General features: G+C 63.9%; 19 protein-coding genes and 1 pseudogene. 9 read left to right on the top strand and 11 right to left on the bottom strand.

Features of this window, described 5'->3' with window-relative positions; translation table 11 throughout:
• Positions 1–107: 107 nt before the first annotated feature.
• The 3 genes from NKH95_RS13300 to NKH95_RS13290 form a co-directional block, all read right to left on the bottom strand.
• On the bottom strand, positions 108–1730 hold the full coding sequence (locus NKH95_RS13300; RefSeq protein ID WP_023809782.1) for a DUF2778 domain-containing protein: 1623 nt from the start codon (positions 1728–1730) through the stop codon (positions 108–110).
• Positions 1731–1875: 145 nt separating this feature from the next.
• On the bottom strand, positions 1876–2130 hold the full coding sequence (locus NKH95_RS13295; protein WP_155930561.1) for a hypothetical protein: 255 nt from the start codon (positions 2128–2130) through the stop codon (positions 1876–1878).
• Positions 2131–2165: 35 nt separating this feature from the next.
• Positions 2166–3428, bottom strand: coding sequence for a hypothetical protein (locus NKH95_RS13290; protein ID WP_023809781.1), 1263 nt, complete (start codon positions 3426–3428; stop codon positions 2166–2168).
• A gap of 106 nt (positions 3429–3534) precedes the next feature.
• Between NKH95_RS13290 and NKH95_RS13285 the strand changes: the two genes are divergently transcribed.
• Both NKH95_RS13285 and NKH95_RS13280 read left to right on the top strand, forming a co-directional pair.
• On the top strand, positions 3535–4593 hold the full coding sequence (locus NKH95_RS13285; protein WP_023809780.1) for a CapA family protein: 1059 nt from the start codon (positions 3535–3537) through the stop codon (positions 4591–4593).
• 84 nt (positions 4594–4677) lie between these two features.
• Positions 4678–5628, top strand: coding sequence for a hypothetical protein (locus tag NKH95_RS13280; protein ID WP_352796031.1), 951 nt, complete (start codon positions 4678–4680; stop codon positions 5626–5628).
• Between the two features lie 13 nt (positions 5629–5641).
• On the opposite strand, the gene NKH95_RS13275 is transcribed toward NKH95_RS13280, so the two are convergent.
• On the bottom strand, positions 5642–6562 hold the full coding sequence (locus NKH95_RS13275) for a YegJ family protein (RefSeq protein WP_352440385.1): 921 nt from the start codon (positions 6560–6562) through the stop codon (positions 5642–5644).
• Between the two features lie 12 nt (positions 6563–6574).
• Between NKH95_RS13275 and NKH95_RS13270 the strand changes: the two genes are divergently transcribed.
• The 4 genes and pseudogenes from NKH95_RS13270 to NKH95_RS13255 all read left to right on the top strand — a co-directional run bounded on the left by NKH95_RS13270 (position 6575) and on the right by NKH95_RS13255 (position 9950).
• Positions 6575–6817, top strand: a complete 243-nt coding sequence (locus NKH95_RS13270) for a DUF1344 domain-containing protein (RefSeq protein WP_013530037.1) — start codon at positions 6575–6577, stop codon at positions 6815–6817.
• A 233-nt stretch (positions 6818–7050) separates the two neighbouring features.
• Entirely contained in the window at positions 7051–8673 is a 1623-nt protein-coding gene (locus NKH95_RS13265; protein WP_352752058.1) for an FAD-binding oxidoreductase, read from the top strand.
• Between the two features lie 17 nt (positions 8674–8690).
• Positions 8691–9323, top strand: a complete 633-nt coding sequence (locus NKH95_RS13260; RefSeq protein WP_352610454.1) for a hypothetical protein — start codon at positions 8691–8693, stop codon at positions 9321–9323.
• 97 nt (positions 9324–9420) lie between these two features.
• A pseudogene (locus tag NKH95_RS13255) lies at positions 9421–9950 on the top strand (dihydrofolate reductase family protein).
• Between the two features lie 33 nt (positions 9951–9983).
• On the opposite strand, the gene NKH95_RS13250 reads toward NKH95_RS13255, so the two are convergent.
• The 3 genes from NKH95_RS13250 to NKH95_RS13240 form a co-directional block, all read right to left on the bottom strand.
• Entirely contained in the window at positions 9984–10505 is a 522-nt protein-coding gene (locus NKH95_RS13250) for a hypothetical protein (protein WP_023809774.1), read from the bottom strand.
• A gap of 149 nt (positions 10506–10654) precedes the next feature.
• Positions 10655–11785 carry a hypothetical protein gene (locus tag NKH95_RS13245; protein WP_352440389.1) on the bottom strand — a complete coding sequence of 377 codons (1131 nt, stop codon included), beginning with the start codon at positions 11783–11785 and terminating at the stop codon, positions 10655–10657.
• Positions 11786–11791: 6 nt separating this feature from the next.
• A complete protein-coding gene (locus NKH95_RS13240; protein ID WP_127294990.1) occupies positions 11792–12226 on the bottom strand; it encodes a hypothetical protein in 435 nt (144 codons plus the stop codon).
• 714 nt (positions 12227–12940) lie between these two features.
• Between NKH95_RS13240 and NKH95_RS13235 the strand changes: the two genes are divergently transcribed.
• Entirely contained in the window at positions 12941–13879 is a 939-nt protein-coding gene (locus tag NKH95_RS13235; RefSeq protein WP_352891729.1) for a diacylglycerol/lipid kinase family protein, read from the top strand.
• 79 nt (positions 13880–13958) lie between these two features.
• Here NKH95_RS13235 and NKH95_RS13230 read toward each other — a convergent pair whose 3' ends face one another.
• The 3 genes from NKH95_RS13230 to NKH95_RS13220 form a co-directional block, all read right to left on the bottom strand.
• Positions 13959–14882, bottom strand: coding sequence for an NAD(P)-dependent oxidoreductase (locus NKH95_RS13230; RefSeq protein WP_352891727.1), 924 nt, complete (start codon positions 14880–14882; stop codon positions 13959–13961).
• Between the two features lie 169 nt (positions 14883–15051).
• The gene (locus NKH95_RS13225) at positions 15052–16263 is read right to left on the bottom strand and encodes a mandelate racemase/muconate lactonizing enzyme family protein (protein WP_352891725.1); all 1212 of its coding nucleotides are present in this window, start codon (positions 16261–16263) and stop codon (positions 15052–15054) included.
• On the bottom strand, positions 16260–17876 hold the full coding sequence (locus tag NKH95_RS13220; RefSeq protein WP_352891801.1) for a GMC family oxidoreductase: 1617 nt from the start codon (positions 17874–17876) through the stop codon (positions 16260–16262). Before NKH95_RS13220 ends, NKH95_RS13225 begins: the two co-directional genes overlap by 4 nt.
• Before the next feature lie 204 nt (positions 17877–18080).
• On the opposite strand from NKH95_RS13220, the gene NKH95_RS13215 reads away from it, so the two are divergent.
• Complete coding sequence (locus NKH95_RS13215; RefSeq protein ID WP_352891724.1) at positions 18081–19022, top strand: phosphoribosylaminoimidazolesuccinocarboxamide synthase; 942 nt, start codon at positions 18081–18083, stop codon at positions 19020–19022.
• A 365-nt stretch (positions 19023–19387) separates the two neighbouring features.
• Positions 19388–19783, top strand: a complete 396-nt coding sequence (locus NKH95_RS13210) for an acyl-CoA thioesterase (protein ID WP_024504171.1) — start codon at positions 19388–19390, stop codon at positions 19781–19783.
• Between the two features lie 16 nt (positions 19784–19799).
• Here the strand turns inward: NKH95_RS13210 and NKH95_RS13205 are convergent, their stop codons facing one another.
• Complete coding sequence (locus NKH95_RS13205) at positions 19800–23792, bottom strand: autotransporter domain-containing protein (RefSeq protein ID WP_352891722.1); 3993 nt, start codon at positions 23790–23792, stop codon at positions 19800–19802.
• Between the last annotated feature and the right edge of the window lie 925 nt (positions 23793–24717).

The raw sequence follows: 24717 nt of genomic DNA, 5'->3' as shown, positions 1-24717 counted from the left end.
GGCCAAAATGGAAAGAGCGCGGTGGGGAGAGGCGTGCCGAACAGCGCTGCTCCTGACAGCAGGCTGTCAGGAGCAGGCGGGAAGGTGCGGCCGAAAGCCTCTTGTCGCTACACGCCCCTGGCGGCTGATGCGACCTGCGTCGCCGACCCGTTCAGGCGCGGCACCACGACAAGGCGTTTGATCTTGCCCTTCTTGTAGGCGGCGAGGAAGCGCGCATAGTCCTTGAAGGCGACGCAACCGCTCGACTGGCCGTAGCGGCCTCGAAGCAGGTAGGTATGGGCCAGAAAGCCGTCGCGATTGTATTTGTTGCGGCCATCGGCCGGTGTCAGGCGCAAGGCCTCCACTCCGTGGAAGCGCGTCTCGCGCAGCGACAGATTGTAGGTGTTGGGCGGTGTCGGTCCGCGGTTCTTCTGGTCGGCATAACGCGGCTGGTCCGTCATGGCGCCGATGCCAGAATGAGCCTCGAGCCTTGAGCCGTCAGGCATGTAGACGGTGCCGGCGCTGATATCGTAGACGGCGACGCCATTTCCGGCTCCGCTTCTGGATCCCGGCGAGTTGAACAGATTTCTGAACGCCTTGCCAAGGCCGCCCGAAGGCGTGTCGGGCTTAGCATAGGCCAGCACATCGCCGCCATCGGCTGGCCGGCCTTGCCGCGTCGGTTTCGCCGGCTGGGCCTGCTGGACCGTCTCGCGTGCCGGCTTCGATTGCTGGGCGGGCTTGAGCTGCTGAACAGATTTGGGCTGCTGAACGGGCTTAGGCTGCTGCTGGACGATTTTGGGCTGCGGCGGGTCGAATTGCGGGCGGCGGGTCGGCAACGGCACGTCGTTGGTCAGCGCGTCCGGCAGCGAGGCGGCATCACCGGGTTGATCCTGCTGGGTTTCGACGGGGGAAACCGCGACATCGGCTGACGATTCCTCGATCGGCAGCGGTGAGGCAAACGCCCCGGCGTCGACCGGCAGCGACTGCACGAGGGCAAGTGCCAACTGCGAATTGTCTGGCGTATCAGATTGGGCAAAGCCCATCGGCTGCGGTGCGGTCTGCACGACCACCGAGCCGGTATCCAGCCGGGCGAAACGTTCGGCCGCCGGAACTGGCATGTTATCGGACAGGCTGGCCGTGACCTGGACGGACGGCACCAGCGACGCCTCGGCAATTCGCGGTGCGACGGTGGAGATCACCGGGCGCGTGTTGGCAGTGGCGGCAGGCTTTCCGGCGTCGGCAAAGGCAGCGGCCAGCTTCATCGGCGAAAGCGACGCTTCCATGCGTTCGAAGCGCTCCTGCGCCTTCGACTTCACGGCGGCTGGCATCGGCTTTGCCTGCGCTACAAGGCGTTCGGACTTTTCCGCCCGTGAGCTTACCCTGGCCAGCTTGAAACAGCTGGCACCGCACTGCACCGAATGATCATGCAGGGCCTGAGTGCCGCCATTGGCATTGGCCAGCACGAAGGGTGCTTTCAAGAAGTGCTGTTTCAGCGGATCGGTAAATGCGAGCGATCCCGGCATGGACAGCGTCTGGGGCAGGCCAACCGAAGTCGCCGACAGCGAGGCGCCGACGGAACTGAGGCCGGCCATGGTGCCGATCAGCCAAAGGCCGATGGCAGTGCTGACGCAGGGCAGTGCGACCCAGCGGGCCACCCGGCCAGCGTTGAAGGAAGAGGAACGCGGAGCATCGACGAACTCGCCGCCCTCACGCTGTCCCCGGTTTTTTTTATGTGTACTCAACAACGCCATGCAACCAATCTCGCTTCAATCGGTTTCCCCGTACGTGGCCTTGAGAGCCGCGACGACCATTCTGTGAGTGATCCCAGGTGGTCCCCGACGCGTTTGCCGCGTCTGTAGTTGGTTGCCAATTGCTTCAAAATATGGACAAAGTTGGTTAATCAATTCCTCTCAAAACCAACGACGAGATGTGGATTTTGGCCAAATCAGCCTTCGTCCACGGCCAGGAAAGTGGTGTTGTCGCCCTTCCGACCTGGTTTTGCTGCCTGTTTTTGGCGGCCGAGTCAAGCAAAACAGCCGCTGCTAATTTTTGCGAAGCGCCTTCGCGCGGCATCTGCAGTGAGGTGACTGCCAGCAGACATCGCTTGGGAAAGGCGCCTGTTTCCAGTAAAAATGTTGCCGGTCTTGCCAAGATTTCCCCTGCGGAAGAGCCTCAACATCCCGCCCTCAGTTGAACCAGAGCGCAAAGGTCAGAAACCCGCCGCCGCCGAACTGGCGCTGGATCTGGTCGAAATCGCTGCTGGTGACGAGCTCGCCGCTTTCGAGGTAGGGCGCGATGGCCGGGCCGGTGATCGACAGCACCAGATCGAAGTTTTTCGGGTCATCGAAGAAGCGCTTCATGTTGATGCCAAGGCCCGTGCCGGCGGTGACGCGGAAATGCGGCAGCAACTTGCGGCCCTCCAGGAGATCTTCGGCCATGGTCAGGGCGGCGAGCCAGGCCTGAACCTGCTCCTCGCCGACTTCGAGGCCGGTGAGCGGGTTCTCGCCCTTCTGCTGCGGTCCAGGCAGCCATTCGCGGTCATTGTCGGTCTCGGCGCGGATCGCCTTCCAGTCCTCGCGCGACAGCCGGATCATTTCCAGCAGGTGGCGGCGCGCCGCTTGCCGGCGCTCCGGTTCGACCACCGGCCAGTTGATGAGATGCACCATCGAGATGAAATCGGCGATGCGCCATTCCGACGAGAAGATGCTCGAGCCCATGTCGCCGGCCGGCGGCACCAGAATATCCTGCAACGGCAGCTTGGCGCGCGGGAACAGCATGTGGAACGAGCCGTCGAAGGTGCTCCTGAAATCATGCGCCAGCCAGAAATCGGCCTGGGCCATCAGGAACTCGGCATAGCCCTGCAGCCAGTACCCGTCGGCGCGGTCGAAACGGAAGGTGAGCGTGGGGACGGCGTCGTCCGATGTAATGCCGCCACGGGACAACGCGGCGATGATCGCCGCCATGCTCTCGTCCGGAGCGATGGTGCCGTCCTCGTTGAGGTCTATGCCCGCACGGGTGAGATCGATCGCCATGCCGATATCGGCGTTCGCCGGCACCGACGCAAACGTCGCCGCGGATTTTTCCAGCCGGTCGCGGAAGCCGACCAGGATGGCGCGGAACTGCTCGTAAGTCAGCGGCTCGGGATTGGGATTGTCGGGCACCGGCAACCGCATCAGTGGCAGCATGAAGGACTGCGGGCTTTCGAAACCATGGCGGTGCAGGCCGGTGGCCAGGATCTCCAATGCGGTGAAGAACTCGCCCGCCCCGGCCGCATAGGCGGATGCCGGGTCGTTTGGCGCGGCGGCCTCCAGCATCGACAGGGCAGCGTCGCGCGCGGCCACGCTCTTCGCCTCGAACAGTCGGGTAGCCGCTTCGGGCATTGCCGCCGACGCGGAAGACAGCGGCAGGAGCAAAATGAAAGCGGTCAGCAGGCCTGCCAGTCGTGTCATCTTTTCCCCCAATATTTGTCGCGCAGCGCAGATATACACCATTTGCAGCGCTGCGCTTCAACCCGCCCGCCGGACGGTCTACACAGGGCAAACAATTGGGCATCGCGTGTCGAATTATCCGTTTTCCTACAAACTGTCCTGGCTGCCGCGTTTCTTGAAGCCGTCTCTGGCCGGCGATGTGCAAGACTTTGCGCTGATGGCTGGGACGCTTATGGATCCGCCGCCGAGGCAGACAATGCGGCTTGCCTTTGTCGGGGACATCTCGGCGGTGGCCAACCGCAGCGCGCCGGATTGCGATCCGGCGATCAAGGCGCTGCTCGGCGCTGCCGATCTGGTGATCGGCAATTGCGAAAGCCCCGTGGTGGACAGACCAAGCGCGGCGCTGGGCACAAGGCTCGGCACGCATCATGCGATGAGCGAGTTGTTTCTGGCCGAGGCGCTGGCGGCGGTTGGTATTGCGCGAGAAAGGCTCGTGCTGTCGCTGGCCAACAACCATGTGCTGGATCAGGGCGTCGCCGGTTTCGACGAGACGGTGGCGGCGTTGCAGCGGCTCGGCATCCGCACGGTCGGCCTGGCCGCCAATGGCCCGGTGGTGCCTGTCCAGGTCGGACCGCTTGATATCGGCTTCGCCGCATTCACGCTGTGGCGCAACGCCGATGAAAAACTGTTTGCGGGGCGCGTTTCGATGGACAGCGATCCGACGGGCTGGCCGCGCGCTGGCTTGGATCTTCTCTGCGCCGTGCCGCATTGGGACTGGGAGTTCCGGCATTTTCCGCGTGCCGAGACGCGGGCGCTGGCCAGGCGGCTGGCCGGGCAGGGCGTCGGACTGATCGCCGGCCATCACGCCCATGTCGTGCAGCCGGTGGAAAGGATCGACAAGACGGTGGTCGCTTATGGACTTGGCGATTTCCTCGGCACCGCCTTCGCCCGCCAGCCATGGCCGGGTCGCATCGGTTCTATCCTCACTGTCGATGTCAGTGCCGATGCCGGTACGCGCGGGACGATCGCGTCTTACCGGCTGCATCCCTTCATGCGCCTGCGCGCCGGCGACCATGAGCGGCTGGTGTTGGTGGAGGCTTTGGAGGGCCGAGTGCGTGACAAGGTCGAGGGGCGACTGAAAGCGATCTTCCCTTCTCCACCAACCGATCAAGGCGTACCCGCTTAAACGTCTGGCGGCCCCTGCAAAACCGACTATCATGCTCCCGCAGAGGCAGGATTGCGGGGGATAGCGGTGGAAACAGCGGATTTCATGCCGAGCGAAACGGTCATCGCCGGCATCCGGAAAGACATCGCGGCCTATGAAGCGGCGAGGGCGTCGGCGGTCAGGCAGGTGCGCTGGCGGGTGCCGGTGTTCGTCGGCCTGGTGCTGGTGGCCGTGGTGCTGGTCGCCTGGCTGTTCAACAAGGTCGCCGACCCCAACGAGCAATGGGTCTCGACGCCGCATGTGTTCCTGTATGTCATCGGCTTCGCGGCTTCGATCCTGCTCTATTTCCAGGCCAGGAAACCGGCGACGCGGCTGCAGCAATCGTTCCGCGAGACGCTGTTGCCGATCATCTTCGGCTTCATCGCCGACATGCGCTACCAGCATGGCGTGACGCCGAATTCATTCGACCGGTTGCCGCGCACGGCGGTTGGTCCGTTCAACCGGCAGGCGTTCGACGACATCGTCGCGGGCCGCTACGAAGGGTTTCCGTTCGAGCTCTACGAGGCGCATCTGCGGGAAGGGTCGGGCAAGGGCTCGTCGACGGCCTTTCAGGGCGTCATCGTCGCCTTCGAGACCATCGCGCCGTTCCCCGGCATATTGGTGGCGACGCGCCGGACCAACGCGGTCATCAGTTTCTTTCGCGGCATATTCGCCAGCAAGCTGCAGGAGCTGTCCAGTGGCGACGTGGCGCTCGACGCCGCGTACGAGTTCCGCACCGACAATCTCGGGGCGGCACAGCCACTGGTGAGCGGCCGGCTGGCGCAGGCGCTGAAATGGCTTGGCGAAACCTGGCCGGACGATCCGGCCCGTGTCGCGCTCAATGGCAGCGATGGGTTCCTGCTGCTGCCGCAGACGAAGAACTTCTTCGAGCTGCCGGATATTTCGGTGCCGCTCGATTACACCACGCATGTCGCGCCGATGATATCGGACATCGGCGCGATGCTGGCGACGGCGGCACTTGTGCGCAAGATCGGCGCGAAGGACGAGATCGATTAGTTGGGCCTCGCTGTCAGCAGTCAAAGCCGTATTGGTCGCGCATGGTGTCCGCCTCCTCTTTCGACATTTTGTTGAACATAACGCAGACGGTGAAGCTGCCGACCTGATGGCCGGCGCGCATATAGCCCCAGTCGGAAATATCGTTTCGGGTGAATTCTATATTCTGCCCGAGGACCACATTACGCACTTGCTCCGGCTGGTTCGCCAATATGCCGACAAAGCCTGTTTCAGTGCGGCGGAACGGGATGACCCAGAAGTGCTCGCTGACGTTGCCGTCGCGCACCTTGACCTTCAATTTGAACCTGTCGGTGTCGGAGGAAGGAGCCTCGGACAGTGCCAGGAATTCATCCAGGCTGGCGAGCGCCTGCGCTGTCGCTGCCGCCATCTCGGGATCGTCCTCGGTAAACATAATCGTCTTGTCATCGCCCGGATCCGCGCCTTGCGCACAGGCGGACCCCGGCGCAAGCGCCAGCATCAGGGACATCGCGGTCCGGACTGCAAGTTTCATGGAAGGCCCCCTTTCATCGTAACGGCGCACCATCCTGCATCCGTTCCCGATTTGCAACCGGAGCGCGAGTTTCATCCACTTCGGAGCGGCGAGTTGAGCTGATCCATGAAACAAAATGTGTATCGATGACCGGTCGGCAGTCTGTTTCGTGATGCCGCTTGAGACGGATTGCGGCGGCCGCGCCGTGATCGAAACCGCCCGCCACAATCCGGCTAAACGACTCTTTTCGCGGACAGAAGTCCGCTCATTGGGGGAGCCGAAGCGGCCTGAAATGATCTCGGTCGCAGACAATGTGTCGGAATTAAGCCTATGATATTGTTTGCAAAAATTCACCCAACGTGATTTGCGGAGCGAGCGCTTCCGTTCCAGTTTAAGGCCGTCCGGTGCTGTCGTTTCCCAAGGCGGCCCGGAAAAGTGAAACAGCACGGAGTGCACCCCATGAAGAAGACCCTCGCAACCACCGCCGCTCTGCTCGCCTTCCTCGGCACGGCCTATGCCGCGACCGTTCAGGGCACGATCCAGGCCGTCGACCCGACGACCAAGTCGATCACCCTCGACGACGGCAAGATCTACCAGCTGTCACCGGAAGCGACGATCGGGAAATTGAAGGTCGGCGCCAAGGTGGCGGTGACTGTCGATGACAAGACCGGCATCGTGACGTCGATCAAGAAGGCCTCGTAACGCGAGAGCATCGTGCGTCGGCAGACCTGCTGACCGGATTTTTCAAACCCTGTTCCACTCATGGCCGGTCCCTCCGGGGATCGGCCATTTTCATGCCTCGCCCCTCGATGCCGGGCGACCTGGATGAGGTCTTCCGGCTGGACCCCAGGGCCGGCCGGCGGAACGCTGTCCGGCGGCATCGCTATGGTTTTTGCCAAAAAGCCGCGCTATCCCTTGGCCAACGGGGGATATTCATGGCCGACGAACAAAAAGGGTTTCGCCTGTCGCGGCGATTGCTGCTGGGTGCGGCTGTCCTAGGTGGCGCGGTGCTGTGGGGCGGCAACACCGTGGCGCGGCTGGCGCGCGCGCCTTCGGGGCCGAAGAACGCCGGACGGATAGCCGATATCGACGGCTTCGCGTTGCCTTTGAAGCCGCTGGACAATGCGCCGGCCTTCGATGCGTCGCTGCCCTGGTCGGCAAAAGGCGGCGACATCAACGATGCCAGCGGCCTGTCGATGACGCCGGTCTACGGCGTCGTCGAGGTCAGCGAGGACGAGCACATCGCCAATGCGCTGGCCTTCGCGCGTGCCAATGGCCTGAAAGTCTCACTGGCCGCCATCCGCCATTCGATGGGCGGGCATGCCTTCGACGACAACGCGCTGGTACTCGACCTCAGAAAGTTCAACAATGTGACCGTGGATGCGGCGGCGAAGACCATGACCTTGCAGCCGGGCGCGCGCTGGCACGACATCCAGAACCTTCTGCATCCGCGCTTTGCGGTGAAGGCGATGCAGTCGACCGACATCTTCTCGGTCGGCGGCTCGCTGTCGGTCAATGCGCACGGTATGGACCACCAGGCAGGGTCGGTGGCGGGCTCGATCCGCTCGATGCGAGTGATGCTGGCCGACGGCTCGGTGACGACCTGCTCGCCCACCGAGAACACCGATCTGTTCCGCCACGTCGTCGGCGGCTATGGCCTGTTCGGCGTGGTGCTGGAGGCGACGCTCGATATCGTCGAAAACGCCGTCTACCGGACCTCGCGCGAAATCATCAGATCGGACGATTTTCCGAAATTCTTCGCCGAGGTGCTGGAGCCGAACAAGAATATCGGCCTGTTCTACGGCCATCTGTCGACGGCGCCCGGCAATTTCCTCGAGGATATGATCGTCTACCGTTACGACAAGGTGGCGGAGCAGCCGCCGGCGGATCAGCCTGAGATCGGCGAGCCGGGTTCAGTCGGGTTGAAGCGGGTGATCATCAACCTGGCGAAATGGGGCAGCCTGTTCCAGGAGTTGAAGTGGTTCACCGAAAAGACGCTGGAGCCGAAATTCGAAAGCTGCACGGTGGCGCGTACTTCGGCCATGGCCGAGGGCGAGGCCTGTCTCGTCACCCGCAACAACCCGATGCATGATTCGGTGCCCTATCTCTTCAACGATCAAATAGAAGAGACCGACATCCTGCACGAATATTTTATTCCACGTGCCGCCTATGTCGAATTCATCGCGGAAGCGCGCGAGATCCTGCGCAACCAGACGCTGCCGGTGCTCAATGCTTCGGTGCGCATCGTCCACAAGGAGGATGTGGCGCTGACCTACGCGCCGGAGCCAGCCTATTCGCTAGTGCTCTACATCAACCAGCCGACCGATGCCGACGGCAATGCCAGGATGCGCGCGCTGACGCGGGCGCTGATCGACGTGACGATCAAGCATGGCGGGCGCTTCTTCCTGCCTTACCAGCTGCATTATACGGCCAGGGAATTGCTGGCCTCCTATCCCGAACTGCCGGCCTTCCTGGCGGCGAAGCGGCAGTATGACCCTACGGAACTGTTTTCCTCGACCTTCTACCGTGCCATCAAGGCGCTGAGCGGGGTGGCATAAGAAGCAGGAGAACAGCCATGCGCATGGTATCGGCGGCGGCATTCACCCTCATCGCGCTGTGCGCTGGACCGGCCGGGGGCGAGGATCTCAAAGCCTTCAAGCTGACCATCGACGGGGTAACGATCGATATCGATCCCGGCGAGAGCACTGATGTGACGCTACCCGGCGGTAAGCACAGCAAGGTGACGCTCGAGCGCAACGACTTCGCCACCTTTTCCGGCAGCGTTTTCTCCTTCGTTCACCCCAGCAGCATTTCGGTGACCAAGACCGATCTCGGCGATGATATCACGCAGTATCTGATGGCGTCGGCTCTCGGCACGATCGTCGTCGTGCAGGAATATGGCACGATGAACCCGGTGTCGCTCAACCAGCTGATGCTGCAGGAGATGACCAAGGAATCGGTGCAGGCCGGCGCCAAGCTGACGCAGGAGCCGACGACGCGCAAACTCGCCGACGGCAAGGAATTGACCGGGATTCGCGCCGAGGTGAAGACACGCACCGACACCGCCGATTTCGAGATCGTCGGCTTCGGCCTGGCCGATCGGGGGCTGCTGTTCATCACCCGCGTTGCCGGCGAGGATGCAGCGACCGAAAAGCCGCTTATCGACAAGTTCTGGCAGAGCCTGAAAGTCAAGCTGCAGCGGGACTAGGCTCGTCTCTCAGTTTGGGTTTCGGGGGGGAATCCATACTTTTGCATAACGGCGGCTCAAGTTATTCTGACGATCCGGATGTTGGAGATCCTGCAGCATGGCGAAGCTCATTTTCAGAATGAACCAGTCCCTCGACGGCTATGTCGACCACCAGAAAATGCCGTCAGGCCCGACAATCTTTCGTCACTGGATAGAGCAAGTGCGCAATTTGAGCGGCAGTGTTTACGGTCGCGGCATGTACGAGGTCATGCGTTATTGGGACGAAGACAGTCCTGAATGGAGCGCGGAGGCGCACGAATTCGCGGCGGCGTGGCGGAGCCAACCGAAGTGGGTTGTGTCGCGCTCTCTGAAGTCGCTCGGCCCCAACGCCACACTTGTCGGGGACGACGTGAGGCGGTGATAGGTGGGCTTAAGGCTGAGCTCGTCGGGGAGATTTCAGTTTCCGGACCAAACCTGGCACGAAGCCTGACCGACCTTGGTCTTATCGATGAATATCAACTCTACCTCCACCCGTTCGTGCTCGGTCATGGCAAGCCATTCTTCGCCGGCCCCCGGCCGCCGCTTCGCTTTGTGGCCAGCGATTTGATCGGCGATGACGTAATCAGGTTGACCTATGTGCCTGCCTGATTAAGCGGTCGTCAAACCGAGACGCTAGCAGGACTACAGCCCCTTTGGCACCAAGCCGGCCAGCCAGTTCACGGAGCGTTTCGCGGCATCGGCGGTCGCCGAGGCGGCGCGGCCGAGATCGGTCTTGACCACGGCGTAGCCGTTCTTGGTGCGATAGAGCACGCCGGTTCCGCCATCGACCACCTGTTCATAGGCGACGGGCCGGGCGGCGTCGGCTTCCATGGCCGTCGTCGGCGAACCGACCGAGACGCTCGGCCGGTGGCTCAATTCAGGCGGTAGCGGGCTTTCGGTTCTGACAACGCGGCTGGCCGGCTTCAGCTCCGGGCGCGACGCGGTCGCGGCCAGTTGCGAGGAGGACGACGAACCCTTCGTGCGGCAAATGCCGGAGACGAGCGGATAGTTGAAATTGCGCTCGTGCAGCATCTGGCTCTTCATCGCCGCTTCGCACTCGGCGACGGTCGACCACTTGGCCGGCGTCTCGCCGATATATTCGCAAAGCTTGGCGTCGCAGTCGCAGCCGACAATGGTCATAGCGACAAGGGCGGTCTTGATCACGGTCTTGTCCCTTCGAGATGCCCCCGGCAACCCATCCATTTCTTCCCATTCCTTCGCGCGCGAACAAGGCGGGATTTGGCCGCGATTGTGGAATGGGCGTGGCGGAGCCCAGGAAATGCATAATCCTGGCCGGGCGTGGCCGAAAGGCCTCAGTAGTCGTAGACGTGTTCAAGCCTGGCGCCAGCCTTGATCAGCGCCGGCAGCACGAGATGCAGCTTGCGCACGGCGACGGTCAGCCCGGTGCGGCGCGTGGATTGATCGGCCGGGAGCGGATAGCTGAACAGGATGCGCATGCCTTCAGGGATGGCGATCGTATCGGTGGAGAGCACCGTGACCATGATCTCGTCATTGCCGCCGATCTCGACGAAGGAGACGCCCTTGTCGATCAGGCGCGGGATCATTTCGGTGAAGACCTGATAGCGCCTGGTGACGAAGATGGTGCCGTCAGCGCCCATGTCGCGTTCGAGCAAGGTGTCGGGCTCGTTGCGGGTGGCTTCGCCGACGGGTCCCTTGGCCCAGACATGGACGTCGAGCAAGGCAGGGTCCATCGTCGCGGCGAGCGCCTTGGTGATCAGGTCGGCATAGCCCTGCTTGATGGTGTCGGCGAGGCCGAACGCCAGCTTGCGTTCGCTGGTCCGGATCGAGCTGTCTCCCGGCGCCGGCTGCACGGCAAACAGGCCGGCGCGCTTCTCGGCATAGGGGAACTGATACCAGGGCACCTGGTCGAGAAACCCTGCATAGTCCGCCGCCAGCTTGGCCTGATAGATGTCGGCGGCGGTGCGCTTGGCCGTCGTCGCCTCGGTGATGCGGCCGACCGTGTTCTCATAGGCCCACTGCAATATATGCTCGATCGAGTGGCTGGTGCCGATGATGACCAGCATCTGGTGGTTGGCGTAGTTGAACTTGTAGGCAGAACTGGCGCGGATGACCATGGCGTAGTCCTGCCAGAAGCGGCCGACATAGGACCAGTAGGGAAAGCCGCTCGGCTGGTCCTTGTCGACGAAGCCGGCATATTCGCGCGCGGCGTAGACGATCGCCCATTCCGGATAGGTGAGGAAGGTCGATTCCTCCGGCCGCTGGTAGAAGGGGATCTCGGCGCGGACCTTGTCGGCCAGCGCCTTGGGCGGCGCGCCATCGGCAATTCCGGGCAGCGGCGTCTTGTCGAGCGACGACGTCGTCAGAAAGCCGTAGCTCAGCCCGGCGATCGGGATGAGGATGACGAGGACGATCACCCACAGGATCGTCTTGATGATGCGCTTCAGCCAGCGGAACAGGAACATGCCAGATCAGGCCGTGGCGAAGTGTTCGTGTATGCGCCTGGCCAGCCGGAAGCCGACATAGACGGCGAAGCCACCGATGACCAGGTGCGGCAGGTTGGCGAAGAAGCGGGCCGGGAATTCGATATCGTTGAGGGAGCGGAAGCCGTTGATGAAGATACCGGCATCGAGGCAGCCGGAACCGGTGACCAGACCGAGCACGCCATCGAACAGGTAGACCGAACCGAACAGCTTGAAATAGAACACCGCCTGGCGGTGCGAGATGAAGGCGGCGGCCAGCGCCCAGACGCCGGAGAAGGCGTGCAGCAGGTCGTCATACCATTGCAGCGAAAACAGACCGAACAGATTGCCGCCAGCGTCATTGAACGCGGGTATGTAGCCAATGGCGACGACGCCGAAGAACAGGAAGGCATAGGCGACGGCAAGCTTCTGGATGAGCGTCATGAAGTATCCCCCTCGAAGAGTCCGCCTGAAAACAGACTCTGAGGCTGGGATACTAACCGATTTTGGCGCGCGGTGAAGCGGCGCCCGCGAGATCGCCGGCGAAAGATATCGAGGGCAAAAAGACAGTCGGCGCCGGGATTTCTCCCAGCGCCTCCCTGTCAGATCAGGACACGGTCGCGGCAGCAACTTCCGTAAAGTCGTCGCGCCTTGCCGGCCTTGATTTTGACGGTCCTGCCAGTCCGCCGCCCGAGAGCAGCGTCCGTTCGGGACCACGCCGGTTTCCACCCTTGCGGGCTTTGCCCTGCGCACCATCGAAGGTTTTTGCCGTCCTTCATGGCAGCATCGGTCCGCCGTCGGCGTTGGCACGCTTTCCGCGGCCCCGTAGGTCTCGGCTCCGTCCCTCGAAACAGGCAAGCCTGCTCTCGCTTCGGGCCGTACGGGCCTCAGGAAATCCGCCTTCACTTCGCCTTTCGGCTTGATGACCGGTAGCCGCCTGAGATGGGTTTAACCTACGCCGGGCAAGGGTCCTGGGGAATGGCCGGAGGCCTGTGGATAACGGGATTATCGGGGATCAAGCTGGGATAACGAAATTTTTCCTGTCCGCCACGATGGCGTCATCGGCGGACATTCGGCCTTGCTCTGCGGGCGGGTGCAGTCTTCAATGCCGGCAAGGATTCGAGGCGCCGAGCGCCTCGATCCTTGCGGGAGGGTTGCTTGAAAGTCGGAGTGGTTCTCAACCCGATTGCCGGTGGCGGCCGGCTGAAACGGCATTGGCCTGATGTCGCCGTGTCGCTGAAAAAGCATTTTGGCGAATTCGAGCTGCGCGAAACGCAGGCGGAAGGTGACGCCGAAAGGCTGGCAATCGATCTCGCGATGATTGGCTTCGACCTGGTGATCGCGGCCGGCGGCGACGGCACCGCCAGCGAAGTGGCCGACGGGCTGCTGCAAGCGTCCAGGGAAAGTGGCCGGACCACCGAGCTTGGGCTCTTGCCATGCGGCACCGGCATCGATTTCGCGCGTGGGCTAGGTCTGCCGAAAAAGGTCGATGCCGTGCTGAAGCGGATCGCCGAAGCCAAGCCCCGCAAGGTCGATGCCGGACGCATCTGCTACGTCGACGATCACGGCGCGCTGGCCAGCCGGCATTTCATCAACATCGCCAGCCTGGGGCTTTCCGGCGCCACTGACCGCGCCGTTAATGCCGACAAGCGCAAGGGCAGGATGTCGGCCAAGGCGCTGTTCCTGTGGCGCACCGTGGTCGAGTTCATCCGCTACCGCTTCCAGGAGGTCAGGATAACGGTCGACGACGGCGTCCCCGTCGAAGCGCGCATGGCGCTGGTGGCGGTGGCAAACGGAAAGTTCTTCGGCGGCGGCATGATGATCGCGCCGGACGCCGAGTTCACAGACGGGCAGTTCGACATCGTCATCCTGCGCGCGGCCGGCAAGCTGAAGCTGATCTGGGACATCCGGCTGCTCTATGGCGGCCGGCATCGCAATCATCCTGCGATCACCATCCTGCGCGGCAGGAAAGTCGTGGTCGAACCGCTCGGCGATGCCGAAAAGAACGGCGCGCTGGTCGACGTAGACGGCGAGTCGCCGGGACGCATACCCGCGACCTTCGAGATCCTGCCGGGTGCGTTGACGCTCAGATACTGAATCAAGCTGTTAACGGATTGATTCAAATGAATCCGCCAATCCAGCCAACGCACTGAAATCGCTTGATATCCAGCCGGCGTCAGAGTTCGAGTTTGGCCGGGAAGCCCGGCGCGCGCAGGTCAGTGCCGACGATATCTTCGAGCAATTTGACGATGTGGGTCGACCAGGCGCTGCCGCCATAGGCGGCCTTGCCTTGCTGAAAAATCGCGTTGACGCGCGATGCCAGCTCAAGCGGCACGCCGGACTGTTCGCCCATGGCGAGCGCGAAGCCGAGGTCCTTCAGCGCCAGGTCCATGGTGAAGCCGATGTCGTAGGAGCCGTTGAGGATGAGCTGGCTTTCGGTCTCGTGGACGAAGCTGTTGCCGGAGGAGGCTGATATGGCGTGGTAGGATTGGGCGAGGTCAAGCCCGCCCTTTTTGGCCAGCATCAGCGCTTCGCCGGCGGCAACGAGATGGATGAAGGCGAGCATGTTGGTGATCACCTTGATCACCGCCGCCGAGCCGACCGGCCCCATCAGGAACGATTTCGCGCACATCGCTTCGATTGCCGGGCGATGGCGCGCATAGAGCGCTGGATCGCCGCCGACCAGCGCGGTGATCTTTCCGGCCGCCGCCAGATGCACGCCGCCGGTGACCGGGCATTCCAGGGTCTCGATGCCTTTGGCCGAGGCGAGGGCCGCGAGGCGGAGAATCTCGTCGCGGCCGTTGGTCGACATCTCGATCCAGGTGCCGCCTGTGGGCAGGCCCTCCAGCAGACCATCGGCGCCCGCCAGCACGGCTTCGCTGACCTTCGGAGAGGGCAGGCAGGAGATGGCGTTGCCGGCCCGTGCGGCGGCCTCGGCGGGGCTGCTTGCCGCTGTGGCCCCGCCCCCCCCCCGGCGCCCCACGGCGGCGGGATCACGGTCGAAGGCGGTGACGGCAAAGCCGTTGCGGATCAGGCTGGCGGCAAGGTTGCCGCCGAGGTGGCCAAGACCGATGAAGGCGTAGCTTTGCCGGTCGCTCATGACTTGTCCTCGGCTAATGTGCGGTCCGGTAAGCGTGCGCCAAAGGCCCCCTCATCCGACCGCTTCGGCGCCGACGGTCTCCTCTCCCCTCGGGGAGAGGTCAGCCGAGCAAAGCGGAGGCTGGGTGAGGGGGCTTCTGCAGGCGGTATTGCCAAGAAGTCTTCACACCTCACGGCATCAACGGCGTCTGCATCATCTGCAGATGCAGGTCCTTGCCCGTATAGGGGTGCGCGTCGCAGACCGCTTCGTTGAGCTCGACGCCGAGGCCGGGCTCCTTCGACGGGATGATTTTGCCGTCCTGCCACTCGATCTTCTTCGTAAGCAGCGTGGCGTGAAAACCGTCCCACTGCTTCAAGGATTCCAGGATGAGGAAATTGGGCAGCGTTACCGCCAGCTGGATGTTGGCGGCACCGACGATCGGCCCGCAATAGCAATGCGGGGCGACCTGGATGTGGTAGGCCTCGGCCATGGCGGCGATCTTCTTGGTTTCGAGAATGCCGCCGGAGCGGCCGAGATCCGGCTGCAGGATGGTCGCTGCGCGGTTCTCGATGACGCGGGCGAACTCGAACTTGGTCGTCAGCCGCTCGCCTGTTGCGATCGGGATCGAGGTGCCGCGGGCGACCTGCGCCATCACCTCGGGCATATCAGGCGGCACCGGCTCCTCGAACCACAAGGGATCATAGGGTTCGATGGCGCGCGCCATGCGCAGCGCGCCAGACGCGGTGAACTGGCCGTGCGTGCCGAACAGGATGTCGGCGCGGGTGCCGACCGCCTCGCGGATCGCCTTGATCATGCGGGTGGACAGGTCGATATCGACGAGGCGCGGCTGATGACCGTCGAAGGCGGTGTAGGGGCCGGCGGGGTCGAGCTTGACGGCATTGAAACCCTGCTCGACATATTCGAGCGCACAGGCAGCGGCGAGATCTGGATCGTTGTAGACGTTCTTGCCGTGCGCATCCTCGGAATGGACGCTGCCGCTGTGCGGATAGAGATAGGTGTAGGAACGCAGCGTTTCGTGCACCTGGCCGCCGAGCAGTTTATAGACCGGCTTGTCGGCTTCCTTGCCGATGATGTCCCAGCAGGCCATTTCCAGCGCCGAGAGGCAGCCCATGCCGGACAGATCGGGGCGCTGGGTGAAGCCGGAGGAATAGGCGCGGCGGAAGAAATTCTCGATGTCGTGCGGATCGCGGCCGATGAGATAGCGCTCGGCCATGTCCTCGACCATCCGGGCGGTAACATGGGCCGAGAAGGTGGCGTTGTAGGCCTCGCCATAGCCGACGACGCCGCCATCGGTGGTCAGCTTGACGAAGATGAAATACTTGCCGCCGATGCCGGGCGGCGGATTGCCGACAACCCAGGTCTTGACGTCGGTGATCTTCATTCTTGGTCCTCCAGAACCAGTTCGGCGCCCTTCCAACCCGTCATGATCGAGGCGGCGTTGGTGTTGCCGGTGATGTTGTCGGGAAAGATCGAGGCATCGATGACGCGCAAGCCTTCGAGACCATGCACCTTGAGACGCGGGTCGACGACGGCGCGCGCGGGATCCGGCCCCATGCGGCAGGTCGAGACCGGATGATAGACGGTGCCCGAGCGCTTCCGGAAATCCTGGACCAGATCGGCATCGGAGGTGATCGAGGGACCGGGCAGGACCTCTTCCTCGATGATCTCGGCCATGGCGGGCATCGAGGCGATCTTGCGCACGAATTTCACCGCTGACAGCATCTCCTCGACATCGGCATTGGTGGAGTAGGCATTGGCCGTTATCCTGGGGTAGTCGCGTGGGTTGGCCGAGCGGATCATGATCTCTCCACGGCTCGACGGCCGGCAGTTGGACAGGCCGATGGAAAAGCCCGGCCATGGGTCCGGCGTCAGGATCGGGCGCTCGCCGCTCTTGGGAATGACGGTCGAGAAGGCCTGGAAATAGAGCTGCATGTTGGGCCGCGTCGCCGCAGGGTCGGTGCGGAAGAAGCCGCCGGCATTGTTCATCGACAGCGACAGCGGGCCGGAGCGGGTCAGGATGTACTGCATGCCGACCAGCAGCTTGCCCCACCAGGGACGCAGCGTCTGGTTGAGCGTCGGCAGCCGGCCCCTGAAGGTGTAGTTGATGCCGACATGGTCCTGCAGATGCGCGCCGACATTTTCGTTGGCATGGACGACGGGAATGCCCAGGCCTTTGAGCAGGGCGCACGGCCCCACGCCGGACAGCTGCAGCAATTGCGGCGAGTTGATCGAACCGCCTGACAGGATGACTTCGCGGCCGGCACGCGCCGTCTTCATCTCGCCGTTCTGCTGGTATTCGACGCCGACGGCACGCTTGCCCTCGAACAGGATTTTTGTCGCCAGCGCCTTCATCTCGACGCGGACATTCCCGCGCTTCATCGCCGGGCGCAGGAAGGCGCGCGCCGCCGACATGCGGCGGCCGTTGCGGGTCGAGATCTGGTAGATGCCGACGCCTTCCTGGACGGCGCCATTGAAATCCGGGTTGAGCGGCATGCCGGCCTGCTGGCCGGCGGCGAGATAGCGCTTGGTCAGCGGGTGGACGGCGTCCGAACAGTCGGTGACATGCAGCGGGCCGCCCGTGCCGCGCCATGTGTCGGCACCGGCCTGGTTGTCCTCGAGCGCCTTGAAGGTGGGCAGCAGATCGTCATAGCCCCAGCCAGGATTGCCGGCGGCTGCCCAGGCATCGAAATCCTCACGCGCGCCCCTGATCCAGACCATGGCATTGATCGAGCTCGAACCGCCGAGCAGTTTGCCGCGCGGCCAGTGGTCGGCATTGCCGGCGAGGCCCGGGTCCGGCTCGGCCTTGTAGTTCCAGTTGACGTCGGGATCGAAGAAGGTCTTGCCGTAGCCGAGCGGCATCTGGACGTAGAAGCGGCGGTCTGTGCCGCCGGCCTCCAGCACCAGCACCGAGAAGCGTCCCGAGGCCGAGAGTTTTTCGGCCAGGACCGAGCCGGCCGAGCCGGAGCCGACGATGATGAAATCATAGGTCTGCATGATGATGCGGGCGGCTCCGGAAAATTGGCTGCAGCCTAGACGCGACGGCATTCCGAAGTCGCCGCGCCATCCGGCATCAGTTGTGAAAAAAGCGACCGCCGAACTGGCCTAGTTTACGGGGATTCCCGACAATCGCGCTTGATATGCACCGGGGCGACAGCTTATGCGATGGGATCGGCCACTCTGCGGAAGGCAGGAAATCATATGCGGACCCTTCCTGACGCGTTCATTCCCGAACTGCCGGGCCACTACAGCGGCAAGGTCCGCGAGAACTACGACCTTGCGGATGGCCGGCGCATCATCATCGCCACCGACCGGCTCAGTGCCTTCGACACCATCCTGACGTCGATCCCCTACAAGGGCGAGATCCTTACTCAGACGGCGCGTTACTGGTTCGAGGAAACCGCCGACATCTGCCCGAACCATGTTCTCGAATACCCCGACCCGAACGTCGTCGTCGGCACAAGGCTCGACATCCTGCCGATCGAGATCGTCGTGCGCGGTTATCTGGCGGGCACCACCAGCACCTCGATCCTGACGCGCTACAAGCGCGGTGACCGCGACATGTACGGCATCCGCCTGCCGGACGGCCTGCGCGACAATGAAAGACTGGCGGAGCCGATCATCACGCCGACCAGCAAGGCCGCGCATGGCGGCCATGACGAACCGCTGTCCAAAGCGGAGATTCTCGAGCAGGGTCTTCTCACGCAGGCGCAGTGGGATACCGTATCGGACTACGCCTTGCGGCTGTTCGCCCGCGGCCAGCAGCGCGCCGCCGAACGCGGCCTGATCCTCGCCGACACGAAGTACGAATTCGGCACCGACAAGGACGGGACCATCATTCTTGCCGATGAAATCCACACCCCGGACAGCAGCCGGTACTGGATCGCATCGAGCTACGGACAGGCGCTCGCCAGCGGCAGCCGGCCGGAGAGTTTTGACAAGGATTTCATCCGCTCCTGGGTCTCGGCCAGATGCGATCCTTACAAGGACCCGATTCCAGAGATACCCGACGAGATCGTCGAACAGGCTTCGCGGGTCTATGCGCAGGCCTATGAGGCGATCACCGGCAAGGAATTTTCTCCAGACCTTTCCGGGGACAGCGTGCTCGATCGTATTCGCACGAACCTCAGGCGCTATTTCTGATCGACCTTCGCCGGGTGATGCGAATTGCCGTCTTCCACCCATCGCCATGCCAGAGCCCACCAACTCGGGTTAACGGAGCCTTCGCCGGGCGTTGGCTGACGGTGCATCAAACGAAAAACCCGCCTGTGCGGCGGGTCACTGGCGCAAATCAGCACCATAGGCAAAAATGTACCATAGCTGAGGTCACTGAGTCTAGAAAAAATTCCTATCGTGAAAAGCTGCCGGCAAAAAAGCTGCCGACACCGCGACCCGGCAGTCGCAGGTCTTTTGTCAGTTCGGAGCCTGTGGCCATGTCGTGGCGCGTTGACCTTCGGGCGCCGTGACGATACGGGATCGAGGGCGGCCGGTCTCGAAGGAATTCTCCCATGGTGCACTACGCTGAAGGACGGCCGCTTGGCGATCTGACGCTGCGCACCCTGGCCATGCCTTCGGATGCCAATGCGGCCGGCGACATTTTCGGCGGCTGGGTGATGGCGCAGATGGACCTGGCCTGCGGCATCCGTGCCGCCGAGCGCGCCAAGGGCCGCGTGGTGACGGCTGCGGTGAAAGAGATGTCCTTCGCCAAGGCGATGAAGATCGGCGACACGCTGTGCATCTACACCCATGTCGAGCGTGTCGGCCGCACGTCGATGACGCTCAAGGTCGAGGCCTGGGCGCAGCGCTACCTCTCCGACCTGATGGAAAAGGTCACCCATGCCGATTTCGTCATGGTGGCGCTGGATGGCGAGGGCAAGCCGAAAGCGGTTCCTGCCGAAGGCTGACGCGCAAGCCGTAAAATCAGAACCGCACTTCCATCGTGGCGCGAACGCCCTGATCGGCCGCTTTCGTCCCGAACTGGCCGGAGTAGCTGATCCCCAGCGTGGTTCTGTCGGCGATCCGGAAATCGAGCCCGGCCCCGACAATGGCTGTATCCTTGGCGATCGGCACGCCGGCAATGGTGAAGAGGTCGCCACCGGCGAAGGCCATGTCCGTAGTCGGCGTGGTGTCGCCGAAGGCATGACGCCAGCCTAGCGTACCCTGCGCGGTTGCCTGCACCCCGCCGAGGTCGAAGCCCGCCGTGGCACGCAAGCCGAGCGTGGTGAAGGTGGTCTCGGTGGTCGAGGCCGCGGATGTGAGCGCCGCGGCGCCACCCTTTTCCGCGAAGCCGTCGGTGTGCAGGTTGATATAGGCGAGACTGGCGAAGGGCTCGAAGGCAGCCATGCGCGTCTCGACGCGATAGCCGGCCTCGCCGAAGACCTGCGCGGTGCCGGCATCGTACTTCGCCGTCAGCGCATCGGCGAAGCCTGGAACGACGACGTTGCGGCTGGTGTCGATCCGATTCCAGCTGTAGGCGACGCCGCCGCGCAGGCCCAGGCCATCCCACTGTCCACCGCCATAAAGGCCGATGTGATAGGTGTCGCTGGAGCCGGAAGAGGCACGATCGTCGACGTCGAAACTGGCGTGGCTGTAGCCGGTCAGCAGGCCGACCCGCCAGGCTTCGCCGATCGCGGTGTCGCCGCCGGCGAGGAAGCCGCCGGTGGAGCGGTCGAGGCCGGCGGCATTGCCGTCGCCGCTCGCCGTGCCCCAGGAGCCGAAAGCCTGCCCCCACACGACGAAACGGCTGGTGTCGGCCTCGACCAGCTCCGGGCCGCCCTCGCCATAAGCCATCACTGGCATGGCGGGAGCGGTGACGTCGCCCATGGCCGCCCGGACGCGGGCGGTTGCGGCATCGGCGACGAAGCGGCTGTCCTCGATAAGCATCCCCTTGGCCGAGGCATGAACCTCGCCCGACGCGGCATCGAGCGCCAGGCGCGCGGCATCCTTGTCGGTCATCAGCAGCATGGCCCATGCAAGCGCACTGCCTTCGCCCAGCCGGTCGAGGGCTCCGGCGGTCGCGATTTGGTTGCCGGTGGTGGCGACGTTGGCGACCGCAACGTCGTTGCGCGCCAAGGTGAGGGTGATGTCGTTGCCGTCGCCGCCCTTGTAGTTGATGAGATGGTCGAGGAAGAGAAGGTCGTTGAGGTTGCCGACGGAGGCGAAGGTGCCGGCGACATCGGCCGCGCCATTGTTCTGGATGATCGTGTACGGCCCGTTGCGCAGGTTCCAGCTCTCGGCTGTCGCCGGCGTCAGGACCAGGTTGAGCGTCGCGCCTGATATGTCGACCGTGCCGCCGACGATCAGCTTGTCGGCGCCGGATGGGGTCGCCTCGACTTCGAATATGCCGTGATTGACATAGTTGCCGCCGACCGTCTGGACGCCGATGGAATTGCCGACGCCATGCGTGCCGAGGATGGTGACATTGCCGCCTATGGTGCCAATTCCGCCAAGGCGCGCGCCGGAATCCACCGTGACATCGCCGGCGAGGCTCGCGTCGCCATGGCTGGCGTCGCCCACCACCAGCGTTCCCGTGCCGACGGTGGTCGGGCCCGCATAGCTGTTCTGTCCGTTGAGCGTCAGCTTGCCCGTGCCGGTCTTGGTCAGGGAGCCGTTTCCGGAAATCACGCCGCCGATGACGTCGTCATGACCGAGCGCGCCGAGCGAAAGCTGTGAATCGTCGATTTGTATGGCTCCGTCGCCCGACAGCGAGCCGACATCGAGCACCGAGTCCTGGTCCCGGAAGCGCACCAGCACGCTGCCGCCGGCGCCGTTGACGACGGTAGCGTCCTGCGCCTGCGACGATCCCTGGAAATCGAGCGTGCCGCCGGCCTCGTTGACCAGCGTCGCGGTTCCGCCGTCCGAATGTCCGTAAAAAACGGTCGAGCCGCCATTCCGGTTGGTTATCGTGGCCTCTCCGGCGGAGGAAGACACATTGCTCGAATAATCGCCGTCGAAGGTTGTCCGGCTGAAATAATACGGTATGCCCAGGCCGTCATTGACGATGGTCGCGTTGGCGGCGCTTGCCCCCGTGAAGGCGACGAAGCCGCCGCCCTGATTGGTGATGCTGGCCGTGCCGGCATCGGTTCCAGTGCTGAAATTGAGCCCGCCGTAGCCGTCCTTCGCCAGGACGATGGTGGCCGCGCCCGCCGTCGCATTGCGCTGGAAGTTGAGGTCGCCTGACCCGACGGTGATCGAGAGATCCTGGGCGCTGACCGGATTGGCGGCGTCGTTGCCCGAGAAATAGAGCTTGGCCCATCCCCCGCTTCCGTTCGAGTTTATCGTGACCGGCCCGTCGCCGAGCGCACCTGTCGCCGCCACGACAAGGCCGCCGCCGCGCACCGCCGTGCCGCCCGAATAGCTGTTGGCGCTGTTCAGCGTCAGCGTGCCGGAACTGGTCTTGGCGAGTTGCCCGTCACCCGAAACCACGCCGTCGAGGATCAGGTTCTTGCCGGCGCCGACATCGAAGGTACCGCCATTGGCGCCGAGGATTACCTGGCGCTCCAGCGTGAAATTGAGGGGACTGCCCGTCACCTGCAGCGCGCCGCCGTTCAAGGTCAGGGCGCCCGAGACATCGCCCAGCGCCCAGTCGCCGCCGATCCTCAACGTGCCGCCGTTGACGACGGTGCCGCCGGAATAGGTGTTGATGCCGGTCAGCGTCAGGGTTCCGGCGCCGAGCTTGGTGAGCCCCCCTTGGCCCGTCAGTGCCTGGCTCACGGTGAAGTTGTTGGCGCTGTCGGCGATGTCGAAGCCGCCGCCCCCGGGGCCCCAGTTGATCGTGCGGCTGGTGGCGGTGAACATAGTGCTCATGACCCGCAGCACGCCGCCGTCGAATGTCAGGGCGCCCGAGGCGGCTCCGAGATGGGCGTCCAACCACACCGACAACGTGCCCTGGCCGATGGTCCACGACGTCACCTCACTGGTGCTGCCGTTCAAGGTCCATGTGCCGGTGCCGGTCTTTTCGTAGATGCCGAAATCCCGGTATTGCCGCCCGATCGTGGAGACGTCGAAGCTGCTGTCGACGTTTCCGCCGAGCCTCAACGTGTCGGCCGCGCTGAACGCCCACACAGCGCCGGTAATCACCGAGCCTGCCCGCAGTTCCAGCGCGTTGACGCCGCCGGTGAACTGGATGCTAGGGAGGCGCCCAGGACCTGCGGCGATGGTGCCGCTGTTGGTCACGGTCAGGCCGGCTCCGATAATGGCATATCCTCCAATTGTGCGATTCGCGGATCCGTTGTTGCTGCCGGAAAAGCCCCCGGCACCGCCTTGGATAGTGCCGCGGTTTTCGATCGTGCCGCCACCCGACATGACGATACCATTACCGCCGAAGCCGCCTACGGCCGTGCTTCCAACCCCACTGCCGCCCCCACCGCCGCCATTGCCACCTTGAATCACGCCGTTGTTGATCAAGGTGGCGCCGCCGCCGGCAAAGATCACGCCAACGCCGCCATTGCCTCCGGGCCCGGCGGTTAGAATATCGTCGCTGAAGCTGAAGCTGGCGCCACCGCCGCCGCCGGCCGCAACGGTGCCGCTGTTGGTGAAGGTTTCTCCGCCATTGGTGAAGATGATGCCAACGCCTCCATCACCACCATTTCCTGCGCCAGCCTTGCTGCCAGGGCCGCCACCGCCGCCGCCGCCGCTGATCGTCCCGCTGTTGGTGTTTTGCAAGCCGCCGCCCGTCACGATAGCCCCATAGCCACCGGCCCCGCCGCCGCCGCCGCCAAACGTCAGCGCGCCGTTGTTGCTTGTAGTATAGCCGAGAGCGCCACCGCCGCCGCCGCCACCCAGGAGCAGGTCGGTTGAACCGATCGAGATCGCTGAAGTGCCAGCCCCATTGCCGTTGCCTCCGCCACCCCCGCCACCTCCCGCCGCCCCCCCCCGAGCCACCCGGGTTTCCGCCTGCAACACCTTGTCCATCGTAGCCGCTCAATGTCAGGAAAGCGCCGCTGGCAACGCCGCTTGCACCACCTCCTCCACCATCGGCACCGGCGGCTCCGCCCCCCCTCCACTGCCAAAGACGCCGCTGCCGGCGCCACCATCGCCGGTGGTCGTGCCGCTGCCGAGGTCACCGGCGCCTCCGGCTCCGCCTTGGGCACCGTCCCCACCTTTTCCGCCGTCACCCCCGCCGGCGGCGCCGCCGCCACCGCCGCCCGTACCTGTACTGTCGCTTCCATTGGCGCCGGTGTATCCTTGCCCTCCGGCCGCGCCACTAGCACCCGCGCCGCCATCCGCCCGTGCCACAGATGGCGAGAACGTCAGCAGGACCGGTGCAGCCATGGCGGCCCCCAGCGCGCTCGCGCATAGAAGACGGGTCAGAAGGGCCACTAGTGGACCATTAGCTTGCCGAGGACGGGCGAGATTGCGTGGCGGCATCCGATGTATCGGTTGCGAGACGGCAAGCGGGGCTCCCAGGCGCAGGATCTTTTCCTTACCCTTCTTGATGAGTTCAGTGGTTTCTTTCCGGCCCATGTCAATCCCATCGTGTCCGGCACAACCCGATTGCGCTGGAATCTCTCCAGCCTGCAGCATCCCGCGAAAGCCCGGCTCGCGATATCGTTGAAACTAGCTATGCCGGGCTCAAGGCGGTTCGTCGCCTGCGGCAATGTCGAACCGCCTATCTCCTCGTTTTCACGTGAGTGCGAGCGGAAAACCGTTCATGCCATTCCTGGAATTGCGTCGGCGGGCACATGCAGGGCCAGCACGGTTTCGCCGCGTCGCGACCGCGTTTCGAGCGTGCCGCCCAGCCGTGCGGGCCGCGCCCCCCAGACGCCGGCGCGGGGGGCCCGGCGGGGGGGGGCGGGGGGGGCGGCGGACCCGACCCCCGCGGCTGGGGGGTGCAGGG

It is taken from the genome of Mesorhizobium sp. M0848 (assembly GCF_040319805.1).
Lineage (GTDB): Bacteria > Pseudomonadota > Alphaproteobacteria > Rhizobiales > Rhizobiaceae > Mesorhizobium.
Note: the sequence above shows the minus strand (reverse complement) of the source record. Positions and strands in the feature narration are given on the sequence as shown.